The 17,900-nt window shown below is 65.7% G+C and carries 15 protein-coding genes, 1 tRNA gene and 1 pseudogene; 10 read left to right on the forward strand and 7 right to left on the reverse strand.

Annotated elements, in window-relative coordinates:
* Positions 1-67: 67 nt before the first annotated feature.
* Together ABB29_RS02230 and ABB29_RS02235 are read right to left on the reverse strand one after the other, a co-directional pair.
* Entirely contained in the window at positions 68-472 is a 405-nt protein-coding gene (locus ABB29_RS02230) for a bactofilin family protein (protein WP_057656984.1), read from the reverse strand.
* Positions 473-475: 3 nt separating this feature from the next.
* Positions 476-1,207: a DUF6776 family protein gene (locus tag ABB29_RS02235; RefSeq protein ID WP_057656985.1), complete on the reverse strand. Its 732-nt coding sequence runs from the start codon at positions 1,205-1,207 to the stop codon at positions 476-478.
* Positions 1,208-1,306: 99 nt separating this feature from the next.
* On the opposite strand from ABB29_RS02235, the gene ABB29_RS02240 reads away from it, so the two are divergent.
* The 3 genes from ABB29_RS02240 to ABB29_RS02250 all read left to right on the forward strand — a co-directional run bounded on the left by ABB29_RS02240 (position 1,307) and on the right by ABB29_RS02250 (position 6,407).
* Entirely contained in the window at positions 1,307-1,909 is a 603-nt protein-coding gene (locus ABB29_RS02240) for a DUF4126 domain-containing protein (RefSeq protein ID WP_057656986.1), read from the forward strand.
* Positions 1,910-2,027: 118 nt separating this feature from the next.
* Positions 2,028-3,950 (forward strand): EAL domain-containing protein, encoded by a 1,923-nt coding sequence (locus ABB29_RS02245; RefSeq protein ID WP_057656987.1) that lies wholly within the window; start codon positions 2,028-2,030, stop codon positions 3,948-3,950.
* Positions 3,951-3,977: 27 nt separating this feature from the next.
* Entirely contained in the window at positions 3,978-6,407 is a 2,430-nt protein-coding gene (locus tag ABB29_RS02250; protein ID WP_425414712.1) for a hybrid sensor histidine kinase/response regulator, read from the forward strand.
* 121 nt (positions 6,408-6,528) lie between these two features.
* On the opposite strand, the gene bfr is transcribed toward ABB29_RS02250, so the two are convergent.
* From bfr to ABB29_RS02265, 3 genes and pseudogenes are all read right to left on the reverse strand, one after another.
* Positions 6,529-6,999, reverse strand: coding sequence for a bacterioferritin (bfr, locus tag ABB29_RS02255; protein WP_057656989.1), 471 nt, complete (start codon positions 6,997-6,999; stop codon positions 6,529-6,531).
* 116 nt (positions 7,000-7,115) lie between these two features.
* The gene (locus ABB29_RS02260) at positions 7,116-7,325 is read right to left on the reverse strand and encodes a (2Fe-2S)-binding protein (RefSeq protein ID WP_057656990.1); all 210 of its coding nucleotides are present in this window, start codon (positions 7,323-7,325) and stop codon (positions 7,116-7,118) included.
* 165 nt (positions 7,326-7,490) lie between these two features.
* A pseudogene (locus ABB29_RS02265) lies at positions 7,491-7,991 on the reverse strand (RNA pyrophosphohydrolase); the annotation flags it as partial.
* 123 nt (positions 7,992-8,114) lie between these two features.
* Here ABB29_RS02265 and ABB29_RS02270 point away from each other — a divergent pair.
* The 3 genes from ABB29_RS02270 (at position 8,115) to nadS (ending at position 9,182) form a co-directional block, all read left to right on the forward strand.
* Positions 8,115-8,191, forward strand: a tRNA-Met gene (locus ABB29_RS02270).
* Between the two features lie 376 nt (positions 8,192-8,567).
* Entirely contained in the window at positions 8,568-8,882 is a 315-nt protein-coding gene (locus ABB29_RS02275) for a type II toxin-antitoxin system RelE/ParE family toxin (protein WP_057656991.1), read from the forward strand.
* A gap of 3 nt (positions 8,883-8,885) precedes the next feature.
* Positions 8,886-9,182 carry a NadS family protein gene (nadS, locus tag ABB29_RS02280; protein ID WP_057656992.1) on the forward strand — a complete coding sequence of 99 codons (297 nt, stop codon included), beginning with the start codon at positions 8,886-8,888 and terminating at the stop codon, positions 9,180-9,182.
* Between the two features lie 594 nt (positions 9,183-9,776).
* On the opposite strand, the gene ABB29_RS02285 is transcribed toward nadS, so the two are convergent.
* Entirely contained in the window at positions 9,777-10,160 is a 384-nt protein-coding gene (locus ABB29_RS02285; protein ID WP_057656993.1) for a hypothetical protein, read from the reverse strand.
* Between the two features lie 187 nt (positions 10,161-10,347).
* Between ABB29_RS02285 and ABB29_RS02290 the strand changes: the two genes are divergently transcribed.
* The 4 genes from ABB29_RS02290 (at position 10,348) to ABB29_RS02305 (ending at position 16,821) form a co-directional block, all read left to right on the forward strand.
* Positions 10,348-11,352: a sensor histidine kinase gene (locus ABB29_RS02290; protein WP_245622514.1), complete on the forward strand. Its 1,005-nt coding sequence runs from the start codon at positions 10,348-10,350 to the stop codon at positions 11,350-11,352.
* Positions 11,349-11,702 (forward strand): response regulator, encoded by a 354-nt coding sequence (locus tag ABB29_RS02295; protein ID WP_057656995.1) that lies wholly within the window; start codon positions 11,349-11,351, stop codon positions 11,700-11,702. The genes ABB29_RS02290 and ABB29_RS02295 overlap by 4 nt, the downstream gene beginning before the upstream one ends.
* 149 nt (positions 11,703-11,851) lie before the next feature.
* Positions 11,852-16,222: a DEAD/DEAH box helicase gene (locus ABB29_RS02300; protein ID WP_057656996.1), complete on the forward strand. Its 4,371-nt coding sequence runs from the start codon at positions 11,852-11,854 to the stop codon at positions 16,220-16,222.
* A gap of 119 nt (positions 16,223-16,341) precedes the next feature.
* Positions 16,342-16,821 (forward strand): EF-hand domain-containing protein, encoded by a 480-nt coding sequence (locus ABB29_RS02305; RefSeq protein ID WP_057656997.1) that lies wholly within the window; start codon positions 16,342-16,344, stop codon positions 16,819-16,821.
* Positions 16,822-16,909: 88 nt separating this feature from the next.
* Here the strand turns inward: ABB29_RS02305 and ku are convergent, their stop codons facing one another.
* Complete coding sequence (gene ku, locus ABB29_RS02310; protein ID WP_057656998.1) at positions 16,910-17,857, reverse strand: non-homologous end joining protein Ku; 948 nt, start codon at positions 17,855-17,857, stop codon at positions 16,910-16,912.
* Positions 17,858-17,900 lie beyond the last annotated feature (43 nt).

Here is a 17,900-nt window from a genome sequence, read left to right on the forward strand (position 1 = left end):
AGCATAGCCTGCCGATGCTTCGGCAACGCTTAATGGATGCCAGCCAGGCCCGGCCGGCGCAACCGCCTCAGGCGCTGGCCTGCGCCAGCTTCTCCGAGACGATGGCCGAGGCCGACTCGGCATGCACCAGCTGCCCGGTCAACTGGGCACCGGCATGCATCTCGACCACCCGGTAATGCAGGTTGCCGTGGACCCGCGCCTTGGCCGCCAGCTCGATGCGCTCGGCCGCATGCACGTCGCCGATCAAACGGCCATTGAGGATCACCACCGGGGCGCGGATTTCGCCTTCGATGCTGCCCTGCTCGGCCAGCGTCACCACCGCCCGTTCGCCCTCTTCGGCCAGCACCTTGCCCTTGATGTGGCCTTCGATGTACAGGCCGCCACTGAACACCACGTCGCCGTGCACGGTCACCTGCGGGCCAATCAGGGTGTCGATGGATTGTCCCTCGCGGGCGGGTTTGTTCCTGAGCATGTCTTATGTTCCTCCGGCTGAGGTGGCAAGGGTCCAATCAAAGGTCTGTTCGACGGCGACGTCACCGCCATGCAGGCGTACCTTCACCCGTTGCGGGGTGAAGTCGGGCGGCAGCATGACGTTGCCGTCCAGCTGCTGGAAATAGCGGAACGAGTAATCCTGGCCCGGCCATTCGCGACGCTGGTGCAGTTGCTTCCAGTCCAGCGTCTGCAGCTTGCCATCGGCGACACCTTCGACCGCGAACTGCATCTGGCCCTGGCTGACCGCGCCACGGTTGAGGGTCTGGGTCAGGACGATGCGATAGCGCCAGGCACCGGCATCGGAAGGGCTGAATTCGGCCTGGTGCACGCTCAGGCCCTTGCGCTGGCCGGTGGCGCCGACCAGCCGTTCGTAGAAGGCGACGTCGGCGCGCAGGCCGGCGATTTCCTCGTCACGCTCGGCCAGGGTCTGCTGGACCTGGCTGTTGGCGGCGCGGCTGATGCGGTCGGACAGGGTCAACGTGGCCTGTTGCTGCTGCAGTTTCTTCAGCGCCTGCGCATCGCGGGCGGCATCGGCCCGGCTCTGGCGCAGCTGCTCGCTGACCCTGCCCAGGCTGGGTGCGGCCCGCCAGCTGGCCAGTTGCCAGGCCGCCAGCAGCGACAACAGCCAGACCAGCGCCAATGCCAGCAGCCACGGCCAGCGGCGCCGCTGGCGGCGTTCGACAATCTGGAAGCGGGAAACCGGGATGGCAGCCATCGTGTGCGGGTGCCGCGGGCCGGCCAGCTCAGCCGGCAGCCAGATGGCACGCCTATACTCTGGATTCAAAGGGTTTGTGAGTCTAAGGGAATCGCCCGCATGTCCGAAGCACATCTTTTCGTAATTGGGATCCTGTTGGCATGGATGGCCGGGATTCGTGTCTATCTGACCGTCTTCGGGCTGGGCGTGGCCGGCGCGCTGGGCTGGGTCGACCTGCCACCGGCGCTGCAGGTCACCACCTCGTGGTGGGTGCTGGGCACCTCCGGCGCGCTGGCGCTGACCGAGTTCTTCGCCGACAAGATTCCAGGCGTGGACTCGGGCTGGGATCTGCTGCAGACACTGGCACGGGTGCCGGCCGGGGCGTTCCTGGCCGCGGCCACGTTGTCGCCGGATGGCAGCTTGGGCGGCGGCGCGCTGGCGGCTGGCGCCGGGGTGGCGCTGACCAGCCACCTGCTGAAAAGCGGCTCGCGCGCCCTGCTCAATACCTCGCCCGAACCGGTCAGCAACCTGACTGCCTCGGTCACCGAAGACGCGGTCGTGGTGGGAGGACTGGCGCTGGCCTATGCCCACCCGGTCATCGCCCTGGTGCTGGTGGTGGTGATGTCGCTGCTGGTGGCGCTTGTGACCTGGTGGATCTGGCGCAAGCTGGCCGGTGGCCTGAAAAGCCTTTTCTCGGCGTTGGACAGGACCGGGACACAGTAGATTCGATCGGACATACAGATATGCGTGGCCGATGGGCCGCCACCGGCAGAATGGTCGCGCAGCCGCGCACCAGCTGCCGTTGTTGACGGCATAATGGGCTACAGCAGGGGGAAGCTTGATGGCAGCGACAGATCCAACCCGATGGCCGGACGACGCGGTGCGCGGTGCGCGCCGGGCCGAGACACCGCCGCCCCACTACTGGCGGCGCTGGGTGGCCGATGCCGAACCGGCGCCGGAGCCCGAGCTGGCGGCGCAGGGAGAACAGGCCGCCGATGCCAGCGCCGGGCCGGCCTCGACACCGCAGCGTCCGTCCGCCGCGAGTGCGCCGGTGCTCGCCTTCAGCGCGCGCTCGCCCGCCGCCCATGAAACCGGCAGCGACGAGCGCTCCACCCCGGAAGCCAATCCCTATCGGATCCTGATCGTCGAGGACGACCGCAGCCAGGCATTGTTTGCGCAGAGCGTGCTGCGCGGCGCCGGCATGCATGCCGACGTGCAGATGGAATCCAGCGGCATGCTGGAAGCGCTGGCCCGGTTCAAGCCCGACCTGGTGTTGATGGACCTGCACATGCCCGGTGCCGATGGCATGGACCTGACCCTGCAGATCCGCCAGCGGCCGGAATACCTGCACCTGCCGATCGTGTTCCTGACCGGCGACCCGGATCCGGAACGCCAGTTCGAAGTGCTGGAGAGCGGTGCCGACGATTTCCTCAACAAGCCGATCCGTCCGCGCCACCTGATTGCCGCCGTCTCCAACCGGATCCTGCGCGCGCGCCAGCGCGAACAGCTCGGCAGCCAGCCGCCGGCGCTCAACCAGGACACCGGCCTGCATACCCGCGCGTACCAGTTGCAGCAACTGGGCGAGGCATTGTCCGCTGGTCAGCATGGCGGCGTGTTCTTCGTCGAGGCTGCCGGCACCCTGAGCCTGCGTGAGCGTTACGGCTATGCCCTGTTCGAACAGCTGATGACCCAGGTCGGCCGGCAACTGGCCAGCGTCGCCGCGCCGCATCCGGTCGCCCGCCTCAACGACAACAGCTACCTGGTGCTGGCGGCCGGCATGGCCGAAGAGCAACTGCACGCGTTCGCCGAACGGCTGCGCGAGCAGCTGGGCCAGCAGCCGATGGCGGTGGCCGGCATCGACGAGCCACTGAAAATCCGCAGCGCGATTGGTTTTGCCGCACTGTCGCACCGCTTTGCCGACGCCGGCAGCGCGCTGGAAGCGACCGAGCGCGCGGTGCTGCAGGCGCGCCTGCAGGCCGATGGGCTGGCCGCGTACCATCCGGCGCAGTTGCAGGACGCCGACAGTCCGCGGCTGTCGCTGGAAAACGGCAGTTTCGAACTCGCCTACCAACCGATCGTGTCGGTCGCCGGCAGCGAGCAGGCGCAATACCAGGTGTTGCTGCGCATGCGCCAGCCCGACGGCCAGCTGTTGCCGGCGGCGCAGGTGATTCCGGCCGCCGAATCAGCCGGCGGCATTGCCCAGATCGATCACTGGGTGCTGGAACACGCCATCTACGTGCTCGCCCAGCGCCAGGTGCAGAGCCCGGCGCTGCGCCTGTTCGTGTCGCAGTCGCCGCGCACCCTGGCGCGTGATTCGCACGCGCAATGGCTGCTCGACTCGCTGGCCGAACACCGCATCGAGGGCACCTCGCTGGTCATCGACCTGCGCCTGTCCGATGCGCTGATCCACAGCGTCACCCTGCGCGATTTCTGCCAGCGGCTGATGCCGGCCGGGGTCCAGTTCTGCCTCAGCCAGTTCGAACCGGGCAGCGAAGCCGACGCATTGCTCAGCCAGTTGCCGCTGGGCTTCATCCGCGTTGCCGGCCGCTACGCCAGCGCCCACGCCCAGCCGGGCAGCCGCGATCAACTGCGGCACATCATCGACATCGCCCATCGCAACGGGCTGCAGGTGATCGGTCCGCAGATCGAGGATGCGCAGGCGGCAGCGGCGATGTGGATGAGCGGCGTGGACTTCATCCAGGGCAACCTGGTGCAGGCAGTGGGCAGCGACCTGGGTTTCGACTTCCACAACGCGGTGCTGTAAGTCATGGCCGCGCCCGGGCGCAGCGCGGTGGCAATCGTTGTAGCGCTGCTGGCGGCGGCGACGGCCAGCGTGGCGGCGGCGCTATGGTTGTTGCGCCTGCCCGGCCCTTGGAGTTGGTTGTGCCTGGGCGGCGCGCTGATGGCGGCACTGGCCTCGCTGGCCGGACTGCTGCAGGCACGCCGCGCCCACCACGCCTACCAGCAGACCCACGAGAAACTGCTCGGACTGCAGGCAGAACACCAGGCCCTGCAGCGCGAACTTCATCAGCATGGCGCGCTGGAACAGGAACTGTTGCGGGCCAAGCGCGCCGCCGAATCAGCCGTGCTGGCCAAGGGCGAGTTCCTGGCCACGATGAGCCACGAGATCCGCACCCCGCTCAATGGCATCGTGCCGATGCTGGACATGCTGGGCCGGGCCAAGCTGGCGCCAGAGCAGCGCGAGCTGCTGGATACCGCCAAGGATTCCTCGCATCAGCTGCTGCGCATCGTCGACGACATTCTCGATTACTCCAAGCTGGAAGCCGACAAGCTGGAGCTGGAAATCACCGCCTTCAACCTGCGCGAACTGCTCGACGGCGTGCTGCAGCTGATGCATCGGCCCGCCGACAGCAAGGGCCTGCGCCTGAGCCTGCAACTGGACCCGGCGGTGCGCCTGCCGGTCCGTGGCGACCCGGTGCGACTGCGCCAGGTGCTGAGCAATCTGGTCGGCAACGCGATCAAGTTCACCGAACGCGGCGGCGTTACCGTGGTGGTAAGGCGAATGGGCGAAACCCCGGCCCAGCACCAGTTGCGTTTCGAAGTCCGCGATACCGGCATCGGCATCGAACCGGCGGCGCAGGCGCGCCTGTTCCGCTCCTTCACCCAGGCCGACACCTCCACCACCCGCCTGTATGGCGGCACCGGCCTGGGCCTGGCGATCTGCAAGCGCATCGTCGATCTGATGGGCGGCAGCATCAATGTCAGCTCGGAACTTGGCCAGGGCTCGACTTTCTGGTTCGAGGTGCCGTTGCTGAAAATCGTCGGTGACCTCAAGCCGCGCGACATGCTGGCCGCCGATGGCGGGCGGGTGCTGCTGGTCACCCACGATGCCCGCCTGCGCCAGCGGATGACCCTGCTGCTGGGCAACTGGGGCATGCAACCCAGCGTGGTCGAGAGCACCCAGGAAGCACTGGACCGGCTGCGCACCAGCCCGGCGGCCGGCAAGCCGTACATGGCGGTGCTGGCGGATCTGGCCAGCGTGCGGACCAGCGCACGGGCACTGCACCGGGCGCTGGCGCGTAGTGGCAATCCACGCACGCCCCGCCTGATCTGGCTGTACGGCGACGAGACCGTCGATGACGAATTGAAAGCCGACACCACCTTGCTGCCCCGGCAGACGCCGGATCAGGATCTGCATTCGGCGCTGCTGGATCGCAGCGTGCAGGCGCGCAGCCAGAGCGAGGTGGATTTCGCCGAACCGGCCAGGCGCACGCCGCCGCTGCTGCGGCCGGTGGCGCCCTTGCCGTCGGCAACCCTGGCGGCACGCAACACCACGACGGCCACCAGCGCCACCGCCGAAGCCACGAGCAACACCGGGGCCGCCCAGTCACCGGCGGCGAGCGTCGATGACACGCCTGCCCGCCTGCTGCTGGTCGAAGACAATCCGGTCAACCTGCTGGTCGCGCAGAAGCTGCTGTCATCACTGGGCTTCGATTGCGTGTCCGAATCCAATGGCGATCGCGCGCTCAAGCGGATGGCTGCCGAGGCCTTCGATCTGGTGTTCATGGATTGCCAGATGCCGGTGCTGGACGGCTATACCGCCACCCGCTTCTGGCGCCAGCGTGAGGCCGAATACGGCAGCCAGCGCTTGCCGATCATCGCGATGACCGCCAATGCCATGGCCGGCGATCGCCAGCGCTGCATCGACGCTGGCATGGACGACTACCTGGCCAAGCCGGTGTCCCGCGATCAACTGGAAAGCTGCCTGCAACGCTGGCTGCCGGGCAAGGTCGAGTTCAGCCTGCGCAGAGCGCCAGCAGCGGACAAGGCCAGCGCATCCAGCGAGACCGCTAACACCGCCAGCAATCCACCGGCGATGAATCCGCAGATCGCGGTTCTGGACCCGGCCATGCTGGAAGAACTGCGCGAGATTGCCGGCGACGAAACGAGCCAGATCATCACCCTGTTCCTGAGTGATGCGCCGCAGCTGATCTCCACGCTGGAACGCGGCGCCGCCAGTGCCAACATGGAACTGATGCGCGAAGCGGCGCACACGCTCAAATCATCCAGCGCCAATGTCGGCGCGATGGCGCTGTCGGCGGCGGCCAAGCGGGTCGAGCTGGGCGCGCGGGCGCTGAAGCTGGAACGTCCGGCGGTGGCGGTGGCGCTGGTCATCGCCGAATACGCACGCGCGCGGATGGCGCTGCAGGGCTATGCCATGGCCCATCTGGGCCAGCCGCTGGGGCAGAAGCAGGTCTAGCGCAATGCGCCAAGCGCCTGCACCGGCGCTCGCTGGCACCCGGCGCGGCGGCGCCGGCGCCGATCAATGACGAACGCCAACCGCCTTGCGGTCGGCAAACAAAAACGCGTCAACTGCGCGCTCAGTCTTCCAGCTTGGTCAGCAGGTAGTTCTGTTCGCCGATGCGGCCGATCAGATCCAGCTGGGTTTCCAGCCAGTCGATGTGTTCTTCTTCCGAATCCAGGATATCGACCAGCAACTGGCGGCTGACGAAATCGCCGGCGCTTTCGCAGTACGCAATCGCTTCGCGCAACAACGGCACTGCCTCGTTTTCCAGCGCCAGATCGCACTCCAGCAGTTCACGCGGGTTTTCACCGATACGCAGCTTGCCCAGCGCCTGGAAGTTGGGCAGGCCTTCAAGGAACAGGATGCGGTCGGACAACTTGTCCGCATGCTTCATCTCATCGATGGATTCCTTGTACTCGTGCTCGGCCAGTTCCTTCAGGCCCCAGTTCTTCAGCATCTTGGCATGCAGGAAATACTGGTTGATCGCGGTCAGCTCGTTGTAGAGCGCCTTGTTGAGGAATTCGATGACTTTGCGATCGCCTTTCATGGCCGGGCTCCGTGGTTGCCGGTAAACAATGGCGCACAGCCTAGCGTTTCACCGGGGTCGGTGACGGAACGCGAATCGTGTTCATTTCGAAGCATGGCGCGGCTGCGCCGGTCGCGTCAGGCCGCGCGCGACAGGTCCAGCACCGGCAGCAATGACTCGCGCCGCGACGGAGCTGGTGCCAGCATGCCGGCGGCAATGTCCAGGCAGCTGCCGCAGTTGGAACCACAACCGGTACGCATGGTCAGTTCGGCGACGGTCGCGCAGCCATTGGCCGCGGCCTCGCGGATTTGCGCTTCGGTGACTCCGTTGCAGATGCAGACGTACACGGTGGACTGGTCCTGGACCGGCCGGATTGGCCCGTGCGCCCAGTTAATCGCGAATGAGAATGATTGTCAATTCTTCGCAGTGCCGCGACCGTCATCCGGTTTGCGCCCGGTACGGCTACGTGAACGGAACCGGGTCGGCCCCTCGTTGCGCAGTTCCGGCAGATGCGGCATCGGCACCGCGTGGGTCCCGGCCAGGCGCCGGGCGACCGGGGCCAGATGGCGCAGGGCGCGGTCATAGACGCTGCGCTTGAACATCACCACGTGCTCCAGCGGGTACCAGAAATCAACCCAGCGCCAGTGGTCGAACTCCGGGCTGTCGGTCAGGTCCAGGCGCAGGTGGGTCTCGTCGCCAACCAGCCGCAACAGGAACCAGACCTGCTTCTGGCCGATGCAGACCTGCCGCTCGTTGCGGCGGATGGCACGCTGCGGCAGCCGGTAGCGGAGCCAGCCAGGGGTGGCGCCCAGGACCTCGACATGCTCGGGCAGCAGGCCGGTTTCCTCGCGCAATTCGCGATACATGGCCTCGACCGGCGTCTCATCGGTGTTCATGCCACCCTGCGGGAACTGCCAGCCGTCCCGGCGCACCCGTCGCGCCCAGAACACCCGGCCATCCGGGCGCATCAACACAATGCCCACGTTAGGTCGGTAGCCGTCCGGATCGATCACGACGCGGACTCCTTGAAAATCTACTGTGACTGACTTTGCCACGGCCTCGGGCGGCCCACAAGCCGCGTGATGGCTGATTGACAGGTAGCTGAATTTGGCTGAAAATGCGCGGCTCAATGCATTGGCTATGTAGCTCAGCCGGTTAGAGCACAGCACTCATAATGCTGGGGTCGGTGGTTCGAGTCCACCCATAGCCACCAATAGCAAATTCGGGACCGTCTTACGGGATTCCGGAAGCATAATAGCCCGCGAATTCGCGGGCTTTTTTGTGCCGATTGTTTCGTGTGATCCCATTGAAACCCGCTTCATTTGAAGAGTATCGTCAAATCGTCCAGTCCAGTTACGGCGAAAACTCCAGGCGCGCCTATGCCAGCGGCCTATGCCACGCTACACCGCTTGGCAGATGCCCTGATGGTCTCGCTTCGAGGCCTTGTCTATCAGCGAACGGTCTCTGCTGGGCTGTTCCTCAATTTGAAACACCACTACCGAAGCGCTTGGGCCAGGCAGAATTCTGCGATATACGTCACTGGCGTAGTACGCCATTGACTTACATGAGGCAGTGGCGCACCATGAGCCATGATCTTCATCGAGACTCCCACGTTCACTCGTCTGATCACGGAGCTGATGAACGACGAGGACTATGGTCGATTTCAGGAAGATCTCGCCGCCTCTCCCGAGTCCGGCCATGTAATCGAGGGAACTGGTGGTCTTAGGAAGATCCGCGTCGCTCTCCCCGGCCGTGGCAAGCGCGGCGGCGCGAGAATCATCTACTACTACTTTTCCTCAGCGTCCCAGATCGTCCTTCTGCTTGCGTACCCGAAGAACGTTCAGGACAACCTGACCGCAGCCCAGAAGAAAGCGCTGCGATCCGTCATTGAGAACTGGAAGTGAGCCATGGACAAGAACCTTTTTGCCGAGCTTATGGGAAGCGTGTCCGAAGCCAACGAAATCCTGAAGGGTGAGCGCAGCCCCTCGCGCGAGGTCTATATCAACGCCGTCGAGGTACGAGCTATTAGAAAGTTGACCGGCCTTTCGCAGCAGAAGTTCGCCAACATTATCCACGTGGAGGTGTCGACCCTTCGCAACTGGGAACAAGGTCGCCGTGATCCGACTGGCCCTGCACGAGCGCTGTTGCGTGTGATCAAGAACAATCCGAAAGAAGCGCTTCGCGCATTGGCTGAAGCGAGCTAGTCGTTATCCCGTGTCATTTCGCAACCGGATAACCGTAGCTTTTCAGCTGTGCTGCGACCAGTGTGGTACAGAGTCCAGTGAGGAAGTCAGGGAGCCGACCACTTCCTCAAAGATTTACGTCAGCTGGTGCTCCTGTACGTCAGCTTGTTCGCCATAAGTAGCTGGTGGGCTTCCATTGACAATGCTCACCGACATTGACGCGCGGCGCACGGCGCTTCGGGAACAGTCGCCCTTACTTCCTCGTCCAATACCAGCCTGGTTGCAGCCACGACCGCGTGCCGCCACCTACGCTATCGAGATCCAGCTTGCAGTGGGCGCCATGCTTCTCCCAGCGATGGCGAACCGTAGCGCGTTAGGGCGGAGCCCATTCGGCTCGCCCAAAAGTCTGCAGAAGCGGAGTGGGCAGCAAACCTGTTGTCGAGAATAGCCTGCAGAAGGGTCGGCCTTCATGATTCAGCCAATTCATCAAACTGCCGCTCCGTAGCCCGATGGGAGTAAGGTCGTGCGGCGATCTACGGCGGTGACTCGTCTGTGAGGCATGCGAAGCTGGCGAGTGCGTTCTGCCTCCCACCAATCTCATGTGCATTTATCACCTCACCCCTTCCCCAACCGCCGCTGATTGGCCTTTGCCGCCCTGCGGTAAGGGCGGACGCCGGCGACGGTCATGCGGGTCAGTGCTTCCTGGGTGGACGGCAGCCGCGTGCGTGGGAAGGTGGCCGGCAGCCAGAAGCCGGCGCAGGCCAGCATCAGGTCGCTGTTGAGGCGGATGGCGTAGCGGGTCATCGCTTCCCAGGATTGCCAGGCGGCAAGGATTTTTTCCGAGGACATGCGCAGGATTTCCTGCTGATCACTGGCCGACCACTGGCCGTCGACCGATGCCAGGCGCAGGCTGCGCTGCAGGACGACGCCGGGCGCGACCACCGCCAGGTCGGCCAGTTGGGCGGTCAGTTCGCGTGTGGCCTTGCTGGGCTTGCGCATAGGGTCATCCTCTTTTCGGCCACTGTCAGGCATGGCGAGTAACGAGCGGGTGAGCATGGAGGGTGCGATGCGATGACCAGCCAGCAAGCGGACTGGCGGTTGCAGACTGAGCGGATCCACGCCCTTCACTGGTCGTGAACGGAATCGCGCTAAAGTATTCACATAGAAGGGGGTAGCAATGGCAGTAGTGAACACCAAGGTTGAGCCGGCACTTGCCGCTGAACGACTGTACGACGCGATCCTGCAGGCAACGCCGGATCTGGTCTACGTGTTCGATCTGGACCACCGTTTCCTGTATGCCAACCAGGCGCTGCTTTCGATGTGGGGGCGCAGCTGGGACGAGGCCATTGGCAAGACCTGCCTGGAACTGGGCTACGAGCCATGGCACGCGGCCATGCACGACGCTGAAATCGAGCAGGTCAAGGCCACCCGCAAGCCGGTCCGCGGTGAAGTGCCATTCCGCCACCATACGCTGGGCATGCGCACCTACGATTACATCTTCACCCCGGTGTTCGGCGCGGACGGCGATGTAGCGGCGGTCGCCGGCAGTACCCGCGACGTCACCGAACGTACCCAGCACGAAGCGCACATGCGGCTGCTGCTGAACGAGTTGAACCACCGGGTCAAGAACACCCTGACCGTGGTCCAGTCGATCAGCCAGCAGACCATGCGCAACAGCACCAGCATGGACGAGGCCCAAGACAAGATCGAATCGCGCATCCTGGCGCTGTCCAAGGCCCATGACATCCTGACCCGGCAGAACTGGCAGGGCGCGGAAATCAGTGAAATCGTCCGCGCTACCACCGCCCATTGCCAGGTCTGCGAACACGCCCGCTTCGACATGCAGGGGCCGGAAATCCTGCTCGATCCGCGGCGCGCGGTGGCCCTGGCCATGGCCTTGCACGAGCTGTGCACCAACGCGCTGAAGTACGGTGCACTGTCGAGTACGAATGGCCGCGTGCAGGTGCAGTGGCGGATAGCCGACGAGCCTTCCATGCTGTACCTGGAGTGGAAAGAAAGCGGTGGCCCGGCAGTCAAGGTACCGACCCGGCGCGGCTTTGGTTCGCGATTGATCGAGAAAGGCCTGGGCTACGAAGCCGGCGGCGAAGCGCGGCTGGTATTCGAGCCGGACGGGCTTGCCTGCTTCATCTCGATGCCGCTGGCCACCACCGCTACCGGTGATGCGCCATGAGCAATCGGGTGATGATTGTGGAAGACGAGCCGCTGATCGCGATGCTGATCGAGGATCTGCTGCCCGAGCTCGGCTTCCATGTGCAGCACACCGTGGCCAGCGTCGAAGCGGCCTTGCAGGCGATCGAGCAGCAGGACATCGACCTGGCGCTGTTGGACGTCAATCTGGCCGGTATCGCCTCGTTCCCGATTGCCGAAGCTTTGTCGGCGCGGCAGCTGCCGTTCCTGTTCACCACTGGCTACGGCCAGCTCGGCATTCCCGAGAAGTTTGCCGACTATCCGGTGCTGCCCAAACCGTTCCGGATGGCCGAATTGCAGGCCGCGCTGCAGGCCTGCGCCAAGGTCGCCTAACCCCGCGTTTCAATGCCGCCATGCGGCAGCCTGGCTGAACGCCGTCGTCGCCGCCTGCGTTCATTGCCGGTGCATGGAAATCGCCGCTTCGCGCCTCCATCTCATCCGTTCTTCACCCATGCCGGGCGCCTGCCCGCTATCGTCAGCCGATGTCGATGGAATCCTTTCATCCCGCCGTTGCGCGCTGGTTCCAGCACGCCTTTGCCGCGCCGACCGCCGCGCAGCTGGCGGCTTGGCCGGCGATCCAGGCTGGCCGCAACACGCTGGTGGCCGCGCCGACCGGTTCGGGCAAGACGCTGACCGCCTTCCTGGCGGCGCTGGACGAGCTGGTCCGGCGCGGGTTGGCCGAGGGCGGGCTGGCCGACCAGACCTCGGTCCTGTACGTGTCACCGCTGAAGGCGCTGTCCAACGACATCCACCTCAATCTGGAAGCACCGCTGGCCGGCATCCGCCAACAGCTCGCCGAGATGGGCCTGGCCGATGTCGACATCCGCACCGCCGTGCGTACCGGCGACACGCCCGCCAGCGAGCGCCAGAAGCATTTCCGCAAGCCTCCGCACGTGCTGGTGACTACGCCGGAGTCGTTGTACGTGCTGCTCGGCTCCGCCTCGGGCCGGGCGATGCTGGGCGGCGTGCGCACGGTCATCGTCGATGAAATCCACGCCGTCGCCGCCAGCAAGCGCGGCAGCCATCTGGCGTTGTCGCTGGAGCGGTTGCAGGCATTGTGTCCGCGACCACTGGTACGGGTTGGCCTGTCGGCCACGCAGAAGCCGATTGATGCGGTGGCGCGTTTCCTGGTCGGCGCCGGCGATGGCGACGTGGTCCCGGACTGCCACATCGTCGACATCGGTTACGACAAGCAGCGCGACCTGGCGCTGGAGCTGCCGCCGACGCCGCTGAGCGCGGTGATGTCGCACGACCAGTGGGGGCAGGTCTACGACCGGGTCGCCGCGCTGGTGCGTGAACATCGCACCACGCTGGTGTTCGTCAACACCCGGCGCATGGCCGAGCGCACAGCTCGCCACCTCGGCGAGCGCTTGGGCAATGAGGTGGTCGCCGCCCACCACGGCAGCCTGGCGCGCGAGGCGCGACTGGAAGCCGAGCAACGACTCAAGCGTGGCGATCTGAAAGTGCTGGTGGCGACCGCGTCGCTGGAACTGGGACTGGATATCGGTGATGTCGATCTGGTCTGCCAGCTGGGCACGCCCGGCTCGATTGCCGCATTCCTGCAACGCGCCGGTCGCTCCGGCCACGCCGTCGGCGGCGTGCCCAAGGCTCGCTTGTTCCCGCAGTCGCGCGATGAGCTGGTCGAATGCGCGGCGCTGCTGGATTGCGTGCGTCGCGGCGAGCTGGATGCACTGGTCATCCCGGTCGCGCCGCTGGACGTGCTGGCCCAGCAACTGGTCGCCGAAACCGCCAGTCGCGAATGGGACGAAGATGCCCTGTATGCGCTGGTCACGCGCGCGGCCCCGTATGCGCAGTTGTCGCGTGACGATTACGCGGCGGTGGTCAAGATGCTGGCCGACGGGTTCAGCAGTCGCCGCGGGCCGCGCGCCGGCTACGTCCATCGCGATGCGGTGCATCGGCGCCTGCGCGAACGCAAGGGCGCGCGGATGACCGCGCTGATGTCCGGCGGCACCATTCCCGACACCGGCGATTACGCGGTCATCCTGGAGCCGGACGCGCACAACATCGGCACCGTCAACGAAGACTTCGCGGTCGAAAGCCTCACCGGCGACATCTTCCAGCTCGGCAATACCAGCTATCGCATCCTGCGGGTGGAACCGGGCCGGGTGCGGGTTGAAGATGCACGCGGCGCACCGCCCAACATTCCGTTCTGGCTGGGCGAAGCGCCCGGCCGCAGCCTCGAACTGTCGCAGGGCGTATCGCGCCTGCGCGAGGAGGTTGCCGCCGCCATCCAGGACGGTGGCGTCGAAGCCGGCGTTCGCCTGCTCACCGGCCAACACGGGCTGGACGGGGAATCGGCACGCCAGCTTTGCGAATACATCAGCAAGACACTGGCCGCGCTGGGGCAGATGCCGACCCAGTCGTGCATCGTCATGGAGCGTTTCTTCGACGAATCCGGCGGCACCCAGCTGATCATCCATTCGCCCTATGGCAGCCGGCTCAACCGGGCCTGGGGGCTGGCCCTGCGCAAGCGCTTCTGCCGCAAGTTCAATTTCGAACTGCAGGCCGCCGCCACCGAGGACGCGATCATCCTGTCGCTGTCGACCAGCCACAGTTTCCCGCTGCTTGATGTGTCGCGTTACCTGCACTCCTCCTCGGCACGCGATGTCCTGATCCAGGCCTTGCTGGATGCGCCGTTGTTTGCCGTGCGCTGGCGCTGGAACGCCACCACCGCGTTGGCGCTGCCGCGCTTTGTCGGCGGCCGCAAGGTGGCGCCGCAACTACAACGGATGAAGTCCGAGGATCTACTGGCCACGGTGTTCCCGGATCAGGTCGCCTGCGCTGAGAACCTGGTCGGCGAACGCGAGGTGCCGGACCATCCGCTTGTCGCGCAGACCGTCGATGACTGCCTGCATGAGGCGATGGACACCGAAGGTTGGCTGCAACTGCTGCGCAAGCTGGAGACTGGCCAGGTGCAGGTGGTGGCAAGGGATTTGCCGCTGCCCTCGCCGCTGGCCGCGGAAATCCTCAACGCACGGCCGTATTCGTTCCTGGATGACGCGCCGTTGGAGGAGCGCCGCACGCAGGCCGTGCAGAGCCGGCTCTATCGCGAGGCCGAATCGGCCGATGAGCTCGGCCGGCTGGATCCCGCCGCCATTGCCGCCGTGCGCGAGGAAGCCTGGCCGCAGCCGCGCAACGTCGACGAAATGCATGAAGCATTGACCTGCATGGGCGTGGCCAGCGACGAGGAGGCCGGCCAGCAGGCGGACTGGCGCTCGTGGCTGCAGGCTTTGATGCAGCAAGGTCGCGCCAACTGCCTGCAGGCAACCCCGTTGCACCACGAGCAAGCCGGGCAACGGTTGTGGGTGACTGCCGAACAGTTGCCGATGCTGCGCGCCATCCATCCCGATGCCACCTGCACGGCTGAAATCGAGGTGCCGGCCGAATATGCGCGACAGACCTGGTCGGCCGAGCAGGCGTTGCGGGATCTGTTGCGCGCGCGCTTGACCGTGCTCGGACCGGTGCCGGCGGCGGCGCTGGCGCAATCGCTGGGGCTGCCGGTGGCCGCGGTCGACATCGCCCTGCTGGCGCTGCAGACCGAAGGCTACGTGATGCAGGGCGGCTTCACCGCGCCCGATGCGGATGAGTGGTGCGAGCGGCACCTGCTGGCGCGCATCCATCGCTACACGCTCAAGCAGCTGCGCCGCGAAGTGGAACCAGTCGAGCCGCGCCAGTTCCAGCGCTTCCTGTTCCAGTGGCAGCAGCTGGACGAAGCAGGCCGCGGCACCGGCCCGGAAGCGTTGGCCGCGGTGTTGGCCCAGCTGGAAGGATTCGAGGCACCGGCGGCCGGCTGGGAAACCGACATCCTGCCGGCGCGGATACAGGGCTACACCAGCAGTTGGCTGGATGATCTATGCACCTCCGGGCGGGTGCTGTGGACGCGCCTGCGTCCGGCCGCCAGCGATGCCGGCGGCCGTGGCAATGCTTCGTTGCGTTCAACCCCGGTAGTGCTGCTGCCACGCCGCCAGGCAGCGCCGTGGACGGCATTGGCTCAGGCAAACCACGATAGCGGTGCGCTCAGTTCACGCGCGCAGAAGGTCGCTGATTTCCTTACTGCGCGTGGCGCATCGTTCTTCGATGACATCGCCGATGACGTGCATCTGTTGAAGACCGAACTGGAAGATGCCCTGGCCGAGCTGGTCATGCGCGGCTGGGTCCACTGCGACAGCTTCAGTGGCCTGCGCACGTTGCTGGTGCCGGCCTCCAAACGCGACGGCAAGCGTCGCCAGCCGCGCCGCCGGCATGGCATGGCGGCCAGTGGCTCGGCCTTGGCCGATGCCGGCCGCTGGGCGTTGATCCGCTCCGGGCAGGCGGCACCCGCGCCAGACAATCGCGCCGAGCTCATCGAACACATCGCGCGAGCGTTGTTGCGGCGCTATGGCGTGGTGTTCTGGCGACTGCTGGAGCGCGAGGCCGGCTGGCTACCGCCGTGGCGCGAACTGGCGCGCGTGTACCAGCGGCTGGAAGCGCGCGGCGAGATCCGCGGTGGACGCTTCGTCCGCGGCATCGCCGGCGAGCAGTTCGCCCTGCCCGAGGCGGTCGCCCAGCTGCGCAGCATCCGCCGCGCCCCGGCCGCCGATGAGTGGATCACGGTAGCGGCCACTGACCCGGCCAATCTGCTGGGCGTGGTGCTGCCGGGGGAACGCGTGGCCCGCGTGCCCGGCTACCGGGTGCTGTATCGCGATGGCTTGCCGGTGGCGACCTGGGCCGCTGGCCAGATCGACTGGTTGCAGCCGTTGTCGGCGGATGAGCAACAAAGCGCCGGCCGCCGGCTGCAGCGCACCGATGCGCTGCGGGTGCCGGCGCTGGGGCTGGAGGTTGCACTGCCCTGACGCTGGGCAGATGTCCGCGTCGCGTGTGTTCATCGGCGGTTGCTGAATGCGATGACGATTTCACCCGTTGGTCACCGCCGCCGGCGCAGGCTCTGCCCGCTGCCTGCAGGAGACCGCTGATGACCACCACGACCCGACACCATGCACTGGCCGTTGCCATGCTGGCGGTAATCGCCATTGGCAGCGCCATCGCCGGCAACCAGGCCCGCAACGCCCATTTCGCCAGCATGGACGGCAACGGCGACGGGGTCATTTCGGCCAGCGAGCACGCCGCGGGTGCGGCGGCGATGTTCACCGCAATGGACAGCGACAAGGATGGCACGGTGACCGCGGCCGAAATGGACGCGATGGCTGCCGGCGGACACGTCGGCAAACATGCGGGCAAAACACCCGCGGGCGACGCGGGCGAGGCCGGCAGTGAACTGTCATCGGCGGAGAAGATCGCGATGCTGGATCAGGATGGCGACGGCAAGCTGAGCCGGGCCGAGCATGAAGTCGGAGCCAGAAGCATGTTCGCCAAGTCCGACACCAACCTGGACGGCAACCTCAGCGCTTCGGAAATGGCCGCGGCGCGCGCCTCGATGATGCAGCACGACTGACACAGGCGGAATCTGCCCGCTTGATTCGGTAGCCGAGCCGGTTCTGCGCCTGACGGATTGCACGACGTCAGCGCTGCCAACCCCAACATCAACCCGCCTTGCGTTTGCTGGCCGCTTTCCTGGTGCTCTTGCTGGCTTTTGTCGTCTTGGTCGCCTTGCTGGCTTTCTTGCTTTTACTGGTCGAGGTGGACCTGCCGGCGGCTTTCTTGGTCGCGCTCTTCTTGGCCGGGGTGCGCTTGTTGCTGGCCAGGCTTTTTTCCAGCAAGGACATGAAGTCGACCACGTTGGTCGCCACTTCCTCGCCACTGTCGGCATCGTCGTCTTCAACCGTCGCGGTTGCACCCTTGGTCTTGATCCGTTTCTGGATCAGCGCCTGCAGGCGCTCACGGAATTCGTCGTGGTATTCCTCCGGCTGCCACTTGCCGGCCATCGAATTGACCAGCTGCTCGGCCATCTCCAGCTCTTTCGGCGAAATGCGGTAGGACGATGCGGTGCCGGTCGGCAGCTTGTAGTCCTGCGGGTCCACCAGCTCCTGCGGGTAGCGCAGCAGCATCATCAGCAACGCATCGTCCAATGGCATCACCGCGCACAGGTATTCGCGGGTACGGATGACGACCCGGCCGATGCCGACCTTGCGCGCCGATGCCAGGGTGTCGCGGAACAGCACGTAGCCTTTCTCGGCCTTCTTCCCGGGTACCAGCACGTAGGGCTTTTCGAAATAGCGCGGATCAATGCTGTCGATGTCGACGAAGGTTTCGACCTCGACGGTTTCATGGCTCTGCGGCGCGGCGGCCTTGATGTCCTCCTGATCCACGACCACGTAGTTGCCCTTGTCGTATTCGTAGGCCTTGATGATCTCCTTCCACGGCACTTCCTCGCCGGTTTCGGCATTGACGCGCTCGAAACGGATCGGCTTGCGGTCGCGCGAATCAAGCATGCGGAAGTGCAGATCCACCTTGCGTTCGCCCGACATCAGCGACACCGGGATATTGAGCAGGCCGAATGACAGGTTGCCTGTCCAGATGGGGCGGGCCATGGGGTGCTCCTGGCTGTGGTCATGACGCCACGGGCTGGTCGAC

It is taken from the genome of Pseudoxanthomonas dokdonensis (assembly GCF_001431405.1).
In the GTDB taxonomy this organism is placed as follows: Bacteria; Pseudomonadota; Gammaproteobacteria; order Xanthomonadales; family Xanthomonadaceae; genus Pseudoxanthomonas_A; species Pseudoxanthomonas_A dokdonensis.